This window comes from Siphonobacter sp. BAB-5405, assembly GCF_002872335.1.
Classification (GTDB): domain Bacteria; phylum Bacteroidota; class Bacteroidia; order Cytophagales; family Spirosomataceae; genus Siphonobacter.
Genome location: NZ_NJAG01000011.1, coordinates 270,698 through 289,207, shown reverse-complemented (window position 1 = coordinate 289,207; position 18,510 = coordinate 270,698). Strand labels below are relative to the sequence as shown.

At 49.1% G+C, this 18,510-nt stretch carries 14 protein-coding genes; 5 read left to right on the top strand and 9 right to left on the bottom strand.

What is annotated here, in order from left to right:
- Positions 1-8 precede the first annotated feature (8 nt).
- Positions 9-1,514 carry a RagB/SusD family nutrient uptake outer membrane protein gene (locus BWI97_RS11280; protein WP_094813297.1) on the top strand — a complete coding sequence of 502 codons (1,506 nt, stop codon included), beginning with the start codon at positions 9-11 and terminating at the stop codon, positions 1,512-1,514.
- A 357-nt stretch (positions 1,515-1,871) separates the two neighbouring features.
- Here the strand turns inward: BWI97_RS11280 and BWI97_RS11275 are convergent, their stop codons facing one another.
- Entirely contained in the window at positions 1,872-2,756 is an 885-nt protein-coding gene (locus BWI97_RS11275) for an HD domain-containing protein (protein WP_102201070.1), read from the bottom strand.
- A gap of 179 nt (positions 2,757-2,935) precedes the next feature.
- Between BWI97_RS11275 and BWI97_RS11270 the strand changes: the two genes are divergently transcribed.
- The 3 genes from BWI97_RS11270 (at position 2,936) to BWI97_RS11260 (ending at position 5,761) form a co-directional block, all read left to right on the top strand.
- The gene (locus BWI97_RS11270) at positions 2,936-3,676 is read left to right on the top strand and encodes an outer membrane beta-barrel protein (protein WP_102201069.1); all 741 of its coding nucleotides are present in this window, start codon (positions 2,936-2,938) and stop codon (positions 3,674-3,676) included.
- Between the two features lie 226 nt (positions 3,677-3,902).
- Entirely contained in the window at positions 3,903-4,175 is a 273-nt protein-coding gene (locus tag BWI97_RS11265) for a hypothetical protein (RefSeq protein WP_102201068.1), read from the top strand.
- 11 nt (positions 4,176-4,186) lie between these two features.
- Positions 4,187-5,761, top strand: coding sequence for a calcineurin-like phosphoesterase family protein (locus BWI97_RS11260; protein ID WP_102201067.1), 1,575 nt, complete (start codon positions 4,187-4,189; stop codon positions 5,759-5,761).
- Positions 5,762-5,895: 134 nt separating this feature from the next.
- Here BWI97_RS11260 and BWI97_RS11255 read toward each other — a convergent pair whose 3' ends face one another.
- Together BWI97_RS11255 and BWI97_RS11250 are read right to left on the bottom strand one after the other, a co-directional pair.
- On the bottom strand, positions 5,896-6,363 hold the full coding sequence (locus tag BWI97_RS11255) for a GNAT family N-acetyltransferase (protein WP_094813289.1): 468 nt from the start codon (positions 6,361-6,363) through the stop codon (positions 5,896-5,898).
- Between the two features lie 67 nt (positions 6,364-6,430).
- Positions 6,431-7,174: an SDR family NAD(P)-dependent oxidoreductase gene (locus BWI97_RS11250; RefSeq protein WP_094813301.1), complete on the bottom strand. Its 744-nt coding sequence runs from the start codon at positions 7,172-7,174 to the stop codon at positions 6,431-6,433.
- Between the two features lie 306 nt (positions 7,175-7,480).
- Here BWI97_RS11250 and BWI97_RS11245 point away from each other — a divergent pair, with 306 nt between their 5' ends.
- Entirely contained in the window at positions 7,481-8,659 is a 1,179-nt protein-coding gene (locus tag BWI97_RS11245; protein WP_146010916.1) for a hypothetical protein, read from the top strand.
- 63 nt (positions 8,660-8,722) lie between these two features.
- Here BWI97_RS11245 and BWI97_RS11240 read toward each other — a convergent pair whose 3' ends face one another.
- The 6 genes from BWI97_RS11240 to BWI97_RS11215 all read right to left on the bottom strand — a co-directional run bounded on the left by BWI97_RS11240 (position 8,723) and on the right by BWI97_RS11215 (position 18,483).
- Positions 8,723-13,855, bottom strand: a complete 5,133-nt coding sequence (locus BWI97_RS11240; protein WP_102201065.1) for a hypothetical protein — start codon at positions 13,853-13,855, stop codon at positions 8,723-8,725.
- 165 nt (positions 13,856-14,020) lie between these two features.
- Entirely contained in the window at positions 14,021-14,860 is an 840-nt protein-coding gene (prmA, locus tag BWI97_RS11235) for a 50S ribosomal protein L11 methyltransferase (RefSeq protein WP_094813283.1), read from the bottom strand.
- A gap of 34 nt (positions 14,861-14,894) precedes the next feature.
- Complete coding sequence (locus BWI97_RS11230) at positions 14,895-15,311, bottom strand: DUF2141 domain-containing protein (RefSeq protein ID WP_102201064.1); 417 nt, start codon at positions 15,309-15,311, stop codon at positions 14,895-14,897.
- Positions 15,312-15,750: 439 nt separating this feature from the next.
- Positions 15,751-16,725 (bottom strand): hypothetical protein, encoded by a 975-nt coding sequence (locus BWI97_RS11225; protein WP_102201063.1) that lies wholly within the window; start codon positions 16,723-16,725, stop codon positions 15,751-15,753.
- 181 nt (positions 16,726-16,906) lie between these two features.
- Entirely contained in the window at positions 16,907-17,821 is a 915-nt protein-coding gene (locus tag BWI97_RS11220; RefSeq protein WP_102201062.1) for an NAD-dependent epimerase/dehydratase family protein, read from the bottom strand.
- Positions 17,822-17,862: 41 nt separating this feature from the next.
- Positions 17,863-18,483, bottom strand: coding sequence for a TetR/AcrR family transcriptional regulator (locus BWI97_RS11215; RefSeq protein ID WP_094813277.1), 621 nt, complete (start codon positions 18,481-18,483; stop codon positions 17,863-17,865).
- Positions 18,484-18,510 lie beyond the last annotated feature (27 nt).

Below are 18,510 nucleotides of genomic sequence, written 5' to 3'. Positions count from 1 at the left end.
CATCCGTCATGAAAAAATATATTCTTCTGCTGGCTCTGGGATTAACGGCCTGCGACAAAAATCTCGACATGACCCCGCAGGGAGCCCCCACCACGGGTAACTTCTGGAAAACCTCCAGCGACGCTCTGGCGGGTGTGAACAGCATCTACGAACTGTACAGCGACGACGACATGTACGGTCGGGGCTTCTTTTGGCTCAACAACGCCAGCGACGACATCGGTACCAAACCCCGGGATAATGCTGAACGGATCAAGAATTTTCAGGTAACGGGCGACGAATCGGACACGCGGAACATCTGGGCTAAACATTACATGGTCATGAAACGGGCCAATGATGTACTGCGTAATGTGCCGAAAATTACGATGGATGAAACGCTGAAAAACCGCTATCTGGGCGAAGCGTACTTCAACCATGCGGTCATGCACCTGGAACTGGCCTATCGGTACGGCGACAACCGGGCGGGGATTCCTATTCAGGATCGTGACAATCCGGAAAATATTTACGTATCCCGGACAAAGAGCGTAGCGGAGAACTACGCCTATATCGCCGAAGATTTGAAAAAAGCGGCGGATCTGTTACCGCTCTTTTCCACGTATAAAACCGCGGATTACGGGCGGGCTCATAAAACGGCAGCCTGGGCGTATTTGGCCCGGACGTATCTGTACGCCAAAGATTGGGCGAACGCCGAGAAATACGCGGATCTGGTTGTGGCCAGTGGTCAGCACGCCCTGTTGGATAATTTCGAGGACGTTTTCAAAACGGCTAATAACTGGTCGAAAGAGTACATCTGGTCGGTAACGTCGAGTGCGTCCGATACGCGGTTTGGCTGTATTTTCCCCGGTGTATGCCTGGATGATAAGGGTTGGGGATTGTACAATGGCTGGGGTAACTTCTATCCGACGAAAGAACTGTATGATACGTATCCGGCGGGCGACAAACGCCGCGAAGCTACGATTCTGAAAACGGGGGATAAGTTCATGTACTTCGGTCAGGAGCGTACTTATAACCAGGATAACTTTAAGGTAAGCTCAAGCAACCGGACGGGTTACCAGTTCCGCAAGTACATGGAACCCTACGGCTATGCCAATCCAATTGGTACGTACGTGAATCCGAACGGCGATAAGCCTTCTACGTCGCTGAACGTTCCTTTGCTGCGATACGCGGATGTACTGCTGATTAAAGCGGAAGCCAAACTCATGCAGAATAAAAACGCGGATACGGAGCTGAATCTGATTCGTAAACGGGCCGGACTGGCTACGCTGACCAATGCCACGCTATCCGATCTGAAACGCGAACGTCGGTGCGAACTGGCGGGTGAGTGGACCGACCGTCACTTTGATCTGGTTCGCTGGGGGGATGCTCAGGCCGTATACGCTCAGCCGCTACACCACGCGGATGGTCGGGTCATTTACGCCGCCCGGATGTTCAACCCGGCTATTCACCACGTCTGGCCGATTCCTCCGATGGAAATTCAGAATAGTAAAGGTACGCTGGCTCAGAATCAGGGCTGGTAAGTTTGAAAGTGACAATCCAAAAGACCCCGAAAGTGTTAAACTTTCGGGGTCTTTTGGATTGTCGCCTAGGATAAAGGAGTTGAACTGGTGCAGGTTTCCAAACCTGTACCTACCCTCGGGCAGTTTCTAAGGGCCAACCGCCTAACTGATATTCCCCGCATTGCATGCGGGGCTAATGCGGTTGAACCCCTTCGGGGTTAGCAGCTCGGTTACAAAAGACAGAGACAGGTATGCGTACCCAAACTTGCACCAGTGTTAGCCGTTTAAAGGTCAGGATCCTTAACCCCGAAGGGGTTCAACGATGATTAGCCATGGGTACAACCCATGGGACGGGACGGTACGTGTATCAACAATGCCTTAACCCTGCCGCTCGCTCAGACGGTACACCCGGCCGTGCTCCAGAATTTCGGGATCAATTTCCCGTTTCTTCAAAATGATATTGCTTGGCACAATCGGATTAAAATCGCTCATGCTTCGAATCTTATCCAGTTTCATCCGGGCGTGCAGACTGAATTCAATCAGATTGATTACGTGCGTATCGTTCTGGAAAAAGTCGTCCTCCAGCAGGAAGTTATGTTCCAGTAATTCGCGTAATAATTCCGCCAGTTTCTGATTGGCGTAGAGGTGTTCTTTCTTCTGGAAATACTCCTGATTGAGAACCATATACTTCTCCTTAATCCAGCGGGCAGCGGCCAGGGAAGTCACTACCATCCGGTTTTTGTATACCATTACGTTTTCCAGAAACGCATGAATTTCTTTAAGTGTCAGTAATCCTGCCCAGTACAAATCCCGCAGCGTATAATCCAGCCGATCGGCACACAAGTGGGGCAGGGGCTGTTCCAGAATCGGAAACGAGCCCGTCAGCATCTCATCCGCTGTATAACCATAGGCCTCCAGAATAGAGGAAATTTCGGGCTGCCGAAGAAAGTACGCAAACCACTTTTCATGAAAATCTTCTTCCTGATGATTCAGTACGTAATCAATCACGTGAGAAAAAGCCGTATGCGAAAGATCATGCAATAGCCCCGCCACCTGCTCTTTTTCCGAACCACCCAGTTGCCGGATGAGTAGCATTACCCCAATGGAATGCTCAAAACGGGTATGCCGTATCTGGGGATTGACCAGGAAGATGGCTCCGCCCTGGTGAATGAATTGTAAGCGTTGGAAAAACGAACTCTGGATTAGCGTTTCAAAGACTCCCGTAATCTCATGCGAACCATACAGTATATCGGAATACAACATATCTCAACTAGCAATTAACAGCACCACCTACCGGGCATGTACGTAAAACCAGTGGTCTGAAGTTTTTACCAAACCTCGTTTCCGGTAAAACGAACGCCCTTTTTAAGACTACGGATACCGGACAAAGTTTCAAACAAATAATGAATACTGAAGGTTAGTTTTGAAAAATTTCACAACCTATGAAAACAAAATCTTTATTCTTACTTCTACTTGGATTCGTTTGTGCCAGTGCCGCTCAGGCTCAAATTCGGCTGGACTTGGAATCAGGCCTCGTGTTCGGGACGCCTTACAACCGGATCCGTATACCCAATCAGGGCGGTACGCTGGTGGATATTGGCAAAGAGCTGGATGTCAAACCTAAGGTTTTTTTCCGTTTACGGGGGGGCTATACCATCAATAATCGGCACACGATTTCTGCTCTGTACGCTCCACTAACCGTTCGCTATGATGGAGCTTTTCGGGAAAACGTTTCTTTTAACTCGGTGGTATTCGAAGCCGGGAAACCCGTGGAGGTAGATTACAAATTCAACTCTTATCGGCTAACCTATCGGTATGATTTCGTGGCTAACGAGCACTGGCGGGTAGGAGCGGGTGTGACGGCAAAAATCCGGGATGCCAAGGTTCGTTATAAAAACGATACGCAGGATACGAATTTCGATAACTTCGGTTTTGTACCACTGATCAATTTCTACGCCTCCTGGCAGCCGGGCAAACGCTGGGGCGTCCTGGTAGAGGGCGATGCCTTGGGTTCAAAACAAGGTCGGGCCGAAGATATTTTTGCGGGAGCCACGTATGCCCTGGGCGAACAGGCCTTTGTTAAACTGGGGTATCGGGTTGTGGAAGGCGGAGCCGACGTAGATCGGGTCTACACCTTCAACTGGATCAATTACGCTTCCGTAGGTCTGGTGGTGGAATTCTGATTATTCCCCAATTACTACGTGCAATCAATGCCGATACGGTTCGTTTACCACCGTATCGGCATTTAGTTTTTGTATACATGTTACGTATAGCGTAAGTGGTTATGGGACGTTAATGGCGTCTGGAACAGGCGTTAACGGCATTGCATTAACTTTTTGTGAAGCCGCTTAACGAAAATATAACTTGGTGAAACCTAGGACTTCGCTACAATTTTGCGGCGTAAAACACATGCATCATATCGCCATGCTTCCCAAGTTTCTGCTATCAATGCCCAACGAAACGGACGTTGATTATGTACTTCACACGGATAACCCTTCTTTTCTGATTCGCGTTGACCGGAATGATGAAGATCAGCCGGTTTTATCGAAAAGATCTATCATTCGCTGGTACGATGCCGAACCTGCTCAGTCGGGCATTCTGGAGGCCGTTTTTGAGGAAATGATGGAGTTCCTGTTGGAAGAATACGACTTTATTTCAGACGAAGAAGAGTGGAACGACTAATCACCAGAACCATGAAACAGCAATGGCTGGCCTGCGGGCTAAGTACCCTCTTGTGCAGTGCCGCTTTCGCCCAGAGTCAGGTGAAAGGCTACGTGTACGACGATCAAAACGGAAACGGTAAAAAGGATAAAAAAGAAGTCGGACTAGCGAAAGTGGCCGTATCCAATGGTCGTGAAGTCGTACTGACCGACGAAAAGGGAGCGTATACGCTGCCGCTAGGACCGGATAATGCGATTTTTGTCATCAAGCCAACGGGGTATCGCCTGCCGGTAAACGAATACAACCTGCCGCAGTTTTACCGCCACCATAAACCTCAGGGATCGCCCAAAACCAAATTTGCGGGCGTAGCCGCTACGGGTGCACTGCCCAAATCTGTAGATTTTGCCCTGATCAAACAGGACGAGCCCGAGACTTACAAAATGCTCGTTTTCGGAGACCCTCAGGTGTATACGCAGGAACAGGTGACGTTCTTTGAAAAAGGGATCATCGACGAGGTAAAAACCAAAACCCAGGACGTGCGTTTCGGCATCAGCATGGGCGATGAAGTAGGAGACAACCCGAACCTGTACGGCCCCTACAAACAAGCCATTCAGAAATTGGGCGTACCCTGGTTCCATGTCATGGGTAACCACGACATGAACTACGACGCTCAGACGGACAGCCTTTCCGACGAAAGTTTCGAAGCCGCCTTTGGCCCGAACAACTACGCGTTTAACAGTGGGAAAGTCCATTTCGTCGTACTCGACAATATTCTCTATCCCGATCCCCGCGATGGCAAAGGCTATCAGGGCGGTTTACGTCCGGATCAACTGGATTTCATCGAAAATGATCTGAAACTCGTACCGAAAGATCACCTGATCGTATTCTGCTATCACATTCCGCCTTTCGAAGAATTTCGTAAGGAAGATCGGCAACGGATGTTCAACGCCCTCAAAGATTTCCCCCATACCTTATCTCTGTCGGCTCATACGCACTTCCAGCTACACCATTTCTTTGGCAAGGAAGAAGGTTTTGCCCGCGAAACGCCTCATCACGAGTACAACGTAGGAACGACATCGGGGGACTGGTATTCCGGTGAAATGAACGCTCAAGGCGTACCCGTTTCGATGATGCGGGACGGTACACCGAAAGGATACATGTTTCTTTCCTTCAATGGCAACCAGTACGCGTTTGATTACCGCGTGGCGGGTCAGCCTGAGACGTACAAAATCGGTATTCACGCTCCGAAAGTGATTGCCCGTCGTCAGTCCGGAAAAGGAGAAGTATACGCTAACTTTTTCCAGGGTAGCAAAAACGATCAGCTTGAGTATCGGGTGGGTAACGGCGAATGGAAAGCCATGACTTATACGGAAGAACCCGATCCGATCATGGTCAGTACGCGTTTACGTTGGGATGAAGCTGCCGAACCACTGCAAGGTACACGTCCTTCCAATCCGGTGCCTTGTACGCACTTGTGGAAAGCCAGTTTGCCGGGAAACCTACCCGCGGGTGAACACACGCTGGAAGTACGGGCGAAGGATGCCTATGGCCGGACTTTCACCGGAACGCACGCTTTGAAAGTCATTAACGCAGCGGAAAATAATTAACCCATTACCGCTTGATCGTAACAAAGCCGAAGGAAGCCCTGCTTTCTTCGGCTTTCCTGTTTTCTAGCTTGTCCAGATGATACGAACCAGCAATCAAAAGCGTCCACCGTTTCTACGATGGACGCTTTTGAGTATCAGGAAATTTTCGAGTGGTGCTCATACGTCATGTACGTATGGGGAATGCCATCTTCTACGTATTCCTGACCCGTCGAAACAAATCCGAGCGATTTATAAAACGAGAGCAGGTACGTCTGGGCACCAATTTTAATGGAATGAGGACCGAACAACCGGCGGCAATAGGCGATAGAGGCATCCATCAGCCTTTTTCCTAATCCCGTACTACGAACATCGGGTGCCGTAACGACCCGGCCAATGGCCGTATAGCCCTGATAGCAAACGTCCTTCGCAAAGAGTCGCGTGTATGCAATGAGTTTGCCCGTCGTATCGTCCTTGCCCATGCAATGCCAGGCTTTCTGATCGTTGCCATCAATATCCTGATACGGACACTTTTGTTCAACAATGAAAACTTCGGCACGCAGAGCTAAAATATCGTATAGTTCCTGAGTCGTAAGTTCGTGAAATTGCTTGAGTACAAACTGCATAAAAGGCTTAATGAAATGAAGAGATAAGTCAACCGTAAAGCAAATGAAAAAAACGTATGCCTGTTAATCAATAGGGGGAAGGACTGACGCTTGACCAGCCGCCATCGACCACCAGCGTTTGCCCGGTGATATGACCCGCCTCGGGCGAAGTCAGAAAAACGACAGCCGCCGCAATGTCGGCTACACGGGCGGGTTTACCCAGGGGTGTAATACGAGACCAGGTTGGGATGTATTCGGGATCATCGAGCGTACGTTCGGTCAGGGTGGCCCCCGGAGCTACGCAGTTGATGGTAATACCGTGGGGGGAAAGTTCGGCCACCAGCGATTTCGCCAGCATCTGTAGGGCCGCTTTGGTCATTCCGTATGCAGCCAGGTAAGCGTGGGCCTGCTGACCCGTAACGGAAGACATGAGCAAAATCCGACCGCCCTGCCCCTGAGCTCGCATCTGGCGAGCCGCCTGTTGCGTCAGAAAGAAATTACCGCGAATGTTTAGATCCAATAATTTCTGGAGTGACTCGGGCTGATACTCAAAAAAATCGCCAAACGTAGTGATACCCGCATTTCCCACCAGAATGTCTACTGAACCAAAAGACGCTACAGTTTTTGAGACGAGATATTGAATGAAAGAAACATCGGAGGCATCGCCGGGAACGGCCAGACAAGTACCGCCTTCGGCCTGTATTTTTCCAGCGGCTTCTTCCGCCAGCGTTTCATCCACATCGTTGAGTACAACTGAGGCTCCCCGAAGGGCCAGCTGACGGCAGATTTCAAAACCAATTCCCTGGGCAGCTCCCGTAACAATAGCATTCATCAAGTCTAGCGAAAAGAGGCAGGCGTAAAGATAGACATTGTTTAGAGTTCCAAACGGCCAGCCCAGGGGATTGTTTTTAGCCAAACGTTTCCGTGATGCCCTGCTTCTACGACTGAGCATTTGGATTTGCCTAAAAAAACTCCAGATGAAACGGGCTTTCCGAAAAATTAGGCGATGGTGCCGTTTCAGGCAAAGCTTTGACTGTCAGTGTGTAAAAAAGCATAACGCTGCAAAATCAATCCAGTTTCTTTTTGTACTTTTCGACACGTTCTTCGGAATAGACCCCAATACCTCAACCGATTTATCATGCGTACAGTCATGAATTTACCCACCCCTGATGAAGTAGGAATCATTGCTGGCGAAGGCGATCCTGTACTTCGAAACCTGCAAATCACGCAGTGCTATTACGAACTTTCTGCTGCTTTTCTGGAACGCACCGGGCCGCTGGCCAACTGGTGTACCTTTGCTACCTGGGCTTCCAGGCAGGCCGGACAGACCATTCGCAAAGAAGATTTGAAACGTACCCTGGAAGCGGAATTGTCCGCTCGCTTACGCAATGACTCGGCCTTAGCTCTGCTCACCTCTTTACTGAAAGAGATGGGTGCCCACATCAAAACCGAGGAGCTGGAGCATCTGCTCTGGAAAAAAATTATTACTCAAAGTATTGAGCGATCCAGTGAGGCCGTAGCCCGCGGTAATCAGAAGGTTTTTGAAGAAATCGGGTACGAGTTTGCTCGTTTTGAAGGCACTTGCTTGAATGACCTGATCTACACGCCGGAATCCATTGAGAGGTTCTGTCAGAATTTGCGAACTGGTCTTCCACCCGAAGGGCAGCGGTACTTGCAGCAGGCGTTTACGCATTACTACGAATCTTTTTTTGAAACCGATCTTCGGAAAAAGGCTGAACTGCAATTGCTGGCGAATCTGGAAATTGGTTTTCATGAGCAAACCCGTTTGCAGCCCGAAATTCAGGCCTCGCTTGAATCTGTATTGCTGCTGGATACCGAACGTGTAAAGCAACGCATCCGGGAAATTCTTTTTCCGGCGGGAAGCTTAATTAGCTATCTCCGCATGCTAGTCCAGAAAATGCTGGGCCGTAAAGCCGCATTCGAACAAACCCTCGACGATGTAATGCAACGGGTGGTTGGACAAATACGCTTGCTGATTACCAGTCACCTGCTTACCCTGACGGTGCCGCCGAACGTACGTTTGCGGCTGGGTCAGGATTTAACCAGCCTTTTCCCTGAAAACCTGCGTAGCCTTTCCAACGAACGGTTACGGATTTTGTTAGCCCAGATCGATCCAACACTGGACAGTGTACGCGAAAGTGGGGCTCTCGACTGGGCTAATCTTCCCGAACGGCTGCAATTCATTGCCGATTTTTTCCGGTGTTATCAGGAATCCGTTGAATTGCTGGAGGCTCCTTTCACAGTCCTACAGGTACAGACTTTGAAGCAGGGGCGTGTACCGCAGGGACGATTGTAATTCAACGTACGTCAATGAAAAAGGCCGGGAAGTCCCGGCCTTTTGTGTGAGCTACTGTATGGATTAAAACCCGGTTTTCTTTTCGGCGGGCTTTTTCACCGGAGCAGCTTCCTGCGTTTCGGAAAGCGACGTGATTTTTTTCGTCTTGGTCGAATCAGAAAGGGTCGTTTTCTTCGCCGGAACCTGTACAAGTGCTTTTTTGTCTTTCACTTTTTTCAGATCCGTGCTATCGGTTGCTACTGAGTCGCCAGGCATGGCGGTCGTTTCTTCGATGACTACTTCCTGAGCTTTTTTCCTGGGTTTCTTCGCGGACTTCGCGGTTTCTTCCACTACGGGTTCTTCATCCCTAACTTCTTCCGCCGGGAAGGTTTCTTCCACTACCGGTTCCTGAGTCTTTTTCTTCGATTTCTTCGAAGGTTTCGCCCTGGTAGCTGCTACTTTCTCTTCCACCTGCTCCGTAGCGGCCGTTTCCTCGGTACTTACCGTTTCTTCCTTCGTTGGTTCCGATTCCGTTTTCTTCTGAGCTACTACCGGGCGGGGGGCACGGGGTTTGTTGGAAGAACCGGCCCGATACATCGTGCTAAAGCGATCGACGAAGTTGTTTTTGTCTTCTTCGGAAACCAGGAGAATTTTGTTATCCTTACCCGTTTTGGCCTGAAGCTGAGCGTTGAAATCCTGATCGGAGCTGAAGACTTCCGTCGTACCCTGAACCGAAGCAAAGTAGTACCACACGTCCGGGTTAAGTTCCAGATACAGGAACAAGTCATCAATGCCCGTCGGATTTTTACGAATTTCTACGGCTCCATCGAACTGGGCATTAATATCCGTTGCACCCACATTCGCCACGCCAATTCGACCTACACTATAGAAAGCCTGATTTTCGGGATTATACCGCAAGCTCACGTTGGAAAGTACTGCCGTCGCCGCAAATTTGGGCGAAACTGTCGGCAACGCGACGCTGGCTCCATTGGTCGATTTCTGACTGAATTGTTCGGCCACTTTGCCACCGGCAATGTTCGCAATTTTCAGTAACAGGCGATCAAAGTCTCCTTCGGCAGCCTCTTCGCTAATTTTTTCATCCAGATTCGTCTTCACAATTTTATCCGCGGCAACCGCCATGACAGGAGCGGGAATACTGGTGTTGAAGACCAGCATTGTATTGAACAGATACTTGGCCGAATCGGGAACGAGTCGGGCGAATCCCGCCGCTTGTACTGTAGTGGCAGGCGAAAACAGCGTCATCGGTCCTTCAAACGTGATGACTTTCTTGGAGTCGTCCAGCACGTATTTTTTTCCTTCCAGCGTTTCATCGTTAGCCCGAGCATCGCTGGCAATGGTGAGCTGATTGGTTTTAGCATCGTCCCGCAGACTGCCGCTGGCCGTGAAAATATTCGTATCCTGAGCATTGTACTTGGGTGACAGGAAAGTCAGGTACAGCCCCTCGCCGCCGAAATGCAAGCCAGTATACAAAGGCGTTGTGCCGTCTTCGCCCTTCAGTCCATCCACGTGCAGACTCAAACTATCGCCATTGCTGCCTTCGAAGGGAATCCAGGCGGGTTCGGCAATTTTGCTTTTCAGGTTGGTTTGAATCGCTCCCTTGAACTTGAGTCCCGGATCCGCCGCTACCATCGTAATGTCACCTTTATACAACAAACGGGGCGTGAGCAAAAAGCGATTTTCTTCGCTGATCCCTGATTTGGCCACGGTACCATAACTCACATTGGAAACCGTTTCCGTCTTGTTACGCCGACTGGATTTCGATGCTACGGCGGAGGTACTGGTAGTCTCCCGGAACTCAAACGCATCCATTTTCAGATTTGTCGTATCACCTTTGGAGCGAACGTACTGATAGGTAGCATTTCCTTCGAATTTCTTGGCCGATAAAATCTGAATCGTTCCGTCGGACAGGTGGTGAAACTCATTGACCGTATCCGCAATGACGCGAGCCTTTTTGAGCGGTAAGATCTCCGCATCCTGTTTGATCGAAACCAAGCCGTTCGCCGGAATAATCTTGGCATCCGCTGACTTGATGTACGGTACACCTTTGATATTCAGCGTCATTTTGTCCATTTCGTACAAGGCTTCCGCTCCATTGAAGGCTAGCCCTTCCTGCGTCGGATTCATGGAAATAAACGTAGACGTCTTGACATTGCCCTTCATGGAAATCGTTTTCTTGGCAATGTCCCAGTCCGCCCGGTTGATCGTCGTCGTATAAGCCGCGTAAGGGAAATACAGACTCGAAGAATCCTCCAGCGTCGCGTTTTTAGGGGTTTGAATTACCGCATTCTGAGCCACCGTATTGAACGTAACGTCTACTGCACGCCCTAATAAAGCCGGTTTTTCAGCCGTACCCACCTGAATCTGAGCCCGTTCGGCGACGAACTGATCTTTCTTGAAAGAAAAGGATTCGGAGCTGATTTCGGAGTCTTTCCGTTTCATAATGCCCTCTCCGTACAGGCCGGTTGAGCGGACCAGCAAACTGCCCGTCAGGTGCGAGGTGCCGTTGTAAAAGTCGAGTGAACTTTCTTTGTCTTTGATAATCAGACTATCCTGCTTCGGCAACCATTTTACTTCGTAGGATTTCAGAGCTACTTCGGGGAAATAGGTCTTGCCTACCATACCTTCCTTAATCCGGCCCGAAGTACCGCCCGTACTGATGACAGAGTCCGGCGTCAGTACCAGATTTTTTGCTTCGAGAGAGGTAGTCAGTGTAGTTAGTACGCCGTCGGCCCGTAAGCCTTCGTTATCCATGGTTAGCGTACCCGTCACTTTCAGATTCCCCTTGCCTTCGTACAACTTCAGTCCAGCTTCGGGAACCTTGTGGGTAAAGCCCAGCGAGTTATCAGGCATGGTAACGAGCTTGGTCTGAATAGGAGGAAGCACGCCATCTGAGTAAAACGTCCCCGCAAATTCAATATCCTTACTGGTCAGACTGTCCTGATCAATTTTCGGGATCTTGAAGTATACCTTGCGGTTGTACGCACCCGCCAGCCGCGTGGTATCATCGAAGTAAATATTGACGCCATCCTGTACAACGAGTCGTGGTACACTGGGCTTCTTCCCGGATTTATTATTCGGTTTACCCAGGTATAATTTGCCCGAGCCGTACTTCAAATCCTGACCGATTTCCTTCGAGTTTTTCTTCCCCTTCATCTGTTGGGGAATGAAGGTTACCGTATCGAGTTTATCAAGATTGACGTAGAACTGCTCGTAATTGAAATTCAGGTCGCGGCCTTTGAAGCGGAAGTTATCAAGCTTCATTTCGCCGTTGAAAACAAATGAACGGTTTTTGCCCACCCGTACTACTTTATCCGAAGGGCGAATATAGATTTTGAGCGAATCGCTGACTTTAAACGGAGCTACACCGCGGATGGTCAGGTAGTTATCTTTAAAGTTGATGGAAGCATTGGCCAGACTATCCCGATCTGAACCGGCCTGGGTGGAAAGAATCGCCAAGTTGTCAAAATCCTTTTTCGCCAGAGCTACCTGTAAGTAATGCAGACCTTTGGAGCTGAGTTTTACCTGATCGGTATCGGGGTTGTAATCAATGAAGCCCTGTTCGATGGGTAGAATCAACGCGTCCCGCATGAGTTTACCCTCGCGGCGATAATGAGCCGCCAGTTCGTCCACCGTAATGGCCGATACGCCCTTCTGCTTGAGACAGTTCGCGAGTAGCGTCACCGGGTGAAAGCCCTGCGGACTGGTTAGGCGGTCATATTGCGTCGACTCATAATAATCCACGGACTCAAAACGGGCCGGTACAGCGGTTTGGCCGCCAATGATGTCAAACTCCAGGTGCTGACTCGGTAAGCTCCACTTGGCCGCATCCGCCCGAATGGCAAAGCCATGGTAGCTGTCACTGAACGAAGCACTGCGATAGCCGCCGCGTTCGAGGCGAGCCAGCCGCAGATTTTTAGTCTGGGCGTTGTACGTAAGTCGCAGGGCTGGGTGGGTGAGGGAGTCGCCCGTGGGGAAGTAGCCGCTGAACTGAGCATTCGGACTATAAATCAGGGAATCACTTAGTTCAAAACCCTTGCTTTGGGCCCGAAAAGCAATTTTGTCATTCTGTTTAACGGTCAGCGTAGCTCGATGACCATTGGCAGCCGCTCCGTATACTTTTGTTCCAATCACAGCAAAACCACCCCGGTACTCGACGTCCTTGCCCAGATTTTTCAGTTCTACGTCTGCCTTAGCGGATTCAAACTGGGGCTGCGTAACTACAGCGTTCGGAGCACGTTTCCGGCTTTCAAATCGGAAGGTTCCGGGTACGGGCTCTTTCAGCCGTTCGCCGTAAGTTAGTACGGCTTCATCGGCTAAAATTCGCGGCGTCTTGAGCAGCATCTTGTACGACTTCAAATCCACGTTGGCCTGTTTCAAATCACCCATCGGCCAGGTGTACTTACCCGACTGTCCGTACAGCAAACCTTCCTTGATGCCCAGGGTCAGAGTCGCCTGATCTACCACAAAAGAATCCTGAGCTGTAACAATGGCTAATGATACGCCCTGTAAATCAAGCAGGGGGCCCGCCGCCAGTAACTTCGGTTGAGGCAGAGCCTTTATGGGTTCATTGGTCGCTGAAACGGGCGTATCCCAGCCCGAATCGTCCCAACCATTGCCCCAGCCGTCGTCGGTAGGTTCCGTAGATTTGGGTTCTTCATCCGCTGGTTTTGGGGTTGTTGCGGGTGAAGTCGTTTTATCAGTCCGTACATCCAGCGGTTGATCAATGAAGCGGAATTTAAAAGTACCTCCAGTGGTAGGAAGTTTATGGAAGTTCGTAGCGTACAACTGACGCGAAGTCAGAAACAGCCGGACAAAATTCAGATAATTCAGGTACGCCTTGCTGTCGCTGGACTTAAAGGTTTTTTCCGTTACGCTCAGAAAGTTACTCAGTTCTGCCCCGCCCAATTGCTGTTGTGTCGTACCGTGAAGAGCCTGAAACCAGGGAAGCAGGTACGGCGGTTGCTTCATGTTTTTGGCAAACATGGCCCGGGTAATGGCGATGATCTGCGACTGCTGGGCTGCGTTGAATCCTGTCCAGGCCGTCGCGAAGTCGGTACCCACCTGTTTCTGACCAAAAGCGGCCGTTGCCGTTTGAACATCCTGCACAAACTGATCCGGCTGATCCGAAAATTTAACCTGCTGAGCGTACGATAACTGGAACGTCAGTAAGAGTGTAAAAAGTAGTAAAAACCTCATACAAGAAATAGTTAGTAGCGGGTTGGTAGAAGTATCGTTTAGGGAACAGAAAACGTTCCGGCAATTCGTTTTTCTTTAAACGCGAAACTGCCTGCTTTTCGCCAAAGTCGCAACAAAAAAAGCCTCAACTCTACGCTGAGGCTTCTGCTAGCAGGCGAATAGCCCTTATAGTTGGCGAGTAAAACGGGCCGCAGCCCAGCCATTTCTGGTTTTCAGCGAAGTCAGCTGTAAACCTACGGATTGTGCAACAGCTTCGATTTCTGGCAGATCGTGTTCGTAAAAACCGCTGATGACCAGCGTTCCGACGGGCGTCATGTACTCGACGTACGTCGGAATTTCACGAAGCAGAATGTTCCGGTTGATGTTAGCCAGTACCACGTCATATTGGGCGGCGGGTTCGTCCTCAATGGTGCCCTGGCGAACATGTACGACGTCTTCCAGGTGATTTAACTGAACGTTTTCCAGGGCATTTTCCGTCGCCCAGTCTTCAATATCGAAGGCAGATACGTAGGTGGCTCCGCGGAGAGCAGCCATAATGGCTAAGATGCCCGTACCCGATCCCACATCCAGTACCTGTTTGCCACTTTGGTCAATTTCCAGTTGATGAGCCAGCATCATCCAGGTCGTTTCGTGGTGACCCGTACCAAAGGACATTTTGGGATTAATTTCAATGATGTATTCGTAACTGGAAGCGTCCATGTCGTGGAAACTGGCCCGCACTAGTACGCGACCTTCTACGTCGATGGGGGGGTAGTTACGTTCCCATTCCGCGTTCCAGTTTTCTTTCTCCAGGTATTTAATGCTGTAATCGACGGTTCCAGTGATGGACTCGTACTGTTGCATGATGTGCTGCAACGCATCCCCGTTGAAACCCGTTTCCGGGATGTACCCGAGCAAACAGGTGTCTTCTTCAACAAAAGATTCGAAACCAATTTCGGCCAGCTCCGCCACGAAGATGTCGTGTACCCCGGGCGAAACGCAGAGTTTTAGTTCGTAGTAGTTCATAATACGAAGGTACGGCAAAAGCTACGGAGAAGGCCTACAAAAGCTGAAGATACATGTGATTGTTCTTCTGCGAATAGGAAAACTTACACTGGTCGTACTTGGGAGATTTCACCCGCGGACGATAGTTATTGGAAAAGCAATACGGTTCTTTGGGAATGCCTACAATATTAGTATTGAGCTTCCCATCGCCGTTTTCATCCTGAAAAACGGCCACTGCATATTCTCCGTACGGGAGATCGTCAATGAACAAGGTTGGAGAGGATCCGCCGTTGGGTTCAAGTTTGTAGTTTTTGAAAGGCACTTTCGTGAACGGATCACTTTTACGGAATACGCCCACAACCAGAGGAGCCCGAGTATTACGAACATTAGTGAAAGTAATGGCAAGGGGTTCCTGTTTGGCGGGAAGGATAAAATTGAGTACTAAATGACTAATAATGAGCAACGATTTCATAAGCGAACGTAAAAAAGACTATCAACAATTGACTAAAAAAATTGGGCAGTTGCAAAGCCACTGCCCAATAACGTTCAACCTTCAACCTTTGTCTGTTTTGGATTGAATTGGGATTACTCCCAAATCCAACCAGACATCCAGACGTCGTTAGACGCCTGAACATTACAAAAATAGAGAAATTTTGTTAAATACTATTTTTTAGTAAATATCATTGAATGTTATATTTTATTCCAATTATAATGAGCAATTCAAAATAAAATATATGTATTAATGAGTAATGTTTAAGTATAATTCTTTATTTACTAATAAATGTATTGCTAAAATTTTGTAAGGAGTTTACTTGCCGAGCACTATGGATTTAGATAAAATTCAATTAAACAAGGACTTTCGTCAGAACTAAGTCTGCCGACGAAAGTCCTTGAAGTGTCGGCAAGAATCATTATTTTTTAGGCATAGACGAATTTTTGTCCATTTGCGACAGAGTCGTTTCTACCTCCTGTAATTTATTAAGTGCTCCTACTAATTTTTGGCGTTTTTGGTTTAATTCCGTCCGTCGGGCTGCTGAAGGAGAGGCTTTCAGCTCCTGATCTACCGTTTCCAGGTGTTTATTCACCTGACTCATCAAATCTTTGGAGGAATTCATTCCTGTGGTACCACTGGTGGGATTAGCCATTGCCTTTTCCACATTCGTCGAAGTGGCCGTCATTGACTCCGTCGCGTTAACACCGTTTCGCTGACCGGGCGTAGTCATGGCCTGGGTACGTTGTGAGGTATCCGCTGAGGGAGGAGCTACCATATTTTCTGGATTGTTTGGCAACTCCTTACCGGAAGTATTTCCGGAACGAGAAGATTTGCTCAGGTAGCTATTGACAGTCGGTGCTGATTCTTTCGATACACCCGTTTCCCGGCTCATGTCAGGCCGTACACCGGCAGTATTCGTAGTTGTATTGGTGGAATTGGTCGTCGTATTGCCCCGCATGAGTGAATTGTTGGAACCGTTGCTCATCGTTGAGCTGGTCGCTGGATTACCCGTACCGGAAGTAACCGTTGGGTCCGTTGCTGATGGATTCGCCGCATTACTCATCGCTCCGGGGTTTACCACGGATTGATTCGAAATATTCGTCTGATTATTGTTCGTCGCCGAATTGTTTCGATTGGTCCGGTCCCGATTATCCGAACGAGCATAGGAATTGTTCGGAACCATACCGCCCTGTTCTACAATGCCTGTGTTGTTCGTAGCGGGCGTGCTGGAACCCGGTACCGTACTTGAATTGCTGGCGTTGTTCATCCGAACAGAAGCCGTGGAGAGAGAGTCCGTGCGGCTATCGCCAGCAGGAGTAGAGCGAGTACTTTGACAGGAACTTATACCGATAACGGCCAGGGCCGCGGAGAGTACGATGATATTCTTTTTCATGGCTTTTAATGTTGGTTGGAATTTTCTGTTTGGCTGTAGTGAAGAAAAGAACATTCCAAAGAAAAAACTGGGGAGTATTGAGGAACGATTTGAGGAACTTTGAGTAGGGATTGCAAAAGAAAAGCGACTGGAAACCAATCGCTTGTGTAATTATTAACCGTTCAAGAAGCTCAAAATCTGTTTAAACATGAGTGGCTAGACGGATGCCTTCGCCGTAGGTGGTAGGCTGAAAACCAAAGTGTTTCTCAAACTTACTGCTATCAAACAGATAGGTATGTTCGTATTGGTACAACATTTCAATGCTTTCCTTCAAATCAGGAACGAAGAGACCCGCCATCTGAATCATCCATTTAGGTAGCGTGGTAAATTTTGAAGAAACTCCTAATTGCTGGGCACAGGCTGTGATAAATTCCGCTCCGGTAAGGGCGGGAGCCGCCGTCGGCAAGTGCCAGATTTGCCCGTAAGCTTCGGCATTGTTACCGAGTAGAGCCATCGCGTGCCCCGCATCGGGTGTAAAAATGAAAGAATGCTTTACTTCACTATTTACCAGCCACTGGGCTTTCTTTCCTTTTTTCAAATTCTGGATGACGGTAATGTCTATCACGCTGGTCTTGACGTTGGGACCGTAGAAATCCGGAGCCCGGGCAATCACGGCTTCGACATTACCGGCTTTGGTTTCGTCTAACAACTGCTGGGCGATTCGGGCCCGAATTTCCCCTTTTTTACTGATGGGATTCACGGGTGTCTCTTCGGTCATGGTTCCCTGCACGTATCCCAATGCGTAGATGTTGTCCAGGAATACCAGCCGGGCCTGGTGTTTGCGGCAGGCCTGAATGACATTTTGCATGACTACTGGCCAGTGTTCCTGCCAAAGTTTGGTTCGATAGGGTAAACCCACCGTCAGATAAACGATGGAAGACCCTGCAACCGCCGCATCTACCTGAGCGGCATCAAGCAGATTGGCGGGGAAAAGGGTATCGCTGGGGTTGACTCGCTGAGGTGTTCGGCTGACCAGTCGAATTTCGTCAGTGTAGGTACGCAGGTGTTGGGCGAGCGGAACAGCCACGGCTCCGCCAGAGCCAAGAATCGTTTGCATGGCTTGAAGGGAAAAACGGTTGAGAAATAGTTAAGACTGACTTAGACTTTCAGCGAGGTAATCAATAGATCAAGGGATTGGTCCATGAGTTGCTGCGTATTTAAATGCTCCGGAAAAGCTTTGAGTCGATTCCGAATGTGTAAGCAAGCCAGTCCATGTACAAACGACCATACCGATAAAGCGGTAACATATAAATCGTTAGTACGAAGCAGCCCCTGATCCATGTTCTCCTGGATGATGGAGCAAAGCGTATGAAAAGACTGATACCCGCAATCCCAGGTACTTCCTTCCTGAGCTTTTTCCAGAGCGTTCATGGGAGAGTAGGAAATGAACATCAGATCATACATTTCTGGGTTGTTGATTGCAAACTGCACGTATCGATGACCCAGTTGCCGGAATCGCTCCAAGGGGTCAGCTATTTCCTGCAGGGTTTGAAAGGAGGCGAGGAGTGCGTCGAAGCCCAATTCGTGAATGGCAAATAGCAACTGATCTTTATCCTTATAATATAGATAAATCGTAGCGGGACTGTATTCAATCCGGTCCGCAATGGTACGGATAGACGTTTTCTCATACCCTTCTTCAATGAATACCTGCCTGGCCGTTTGCAGAATCAGTTCCCGCATTTCCTGTTTTTCCCGCTCTTTTCGTTCCTGTATACCCATGTAATTTATTTTGATGTAAATTTAATG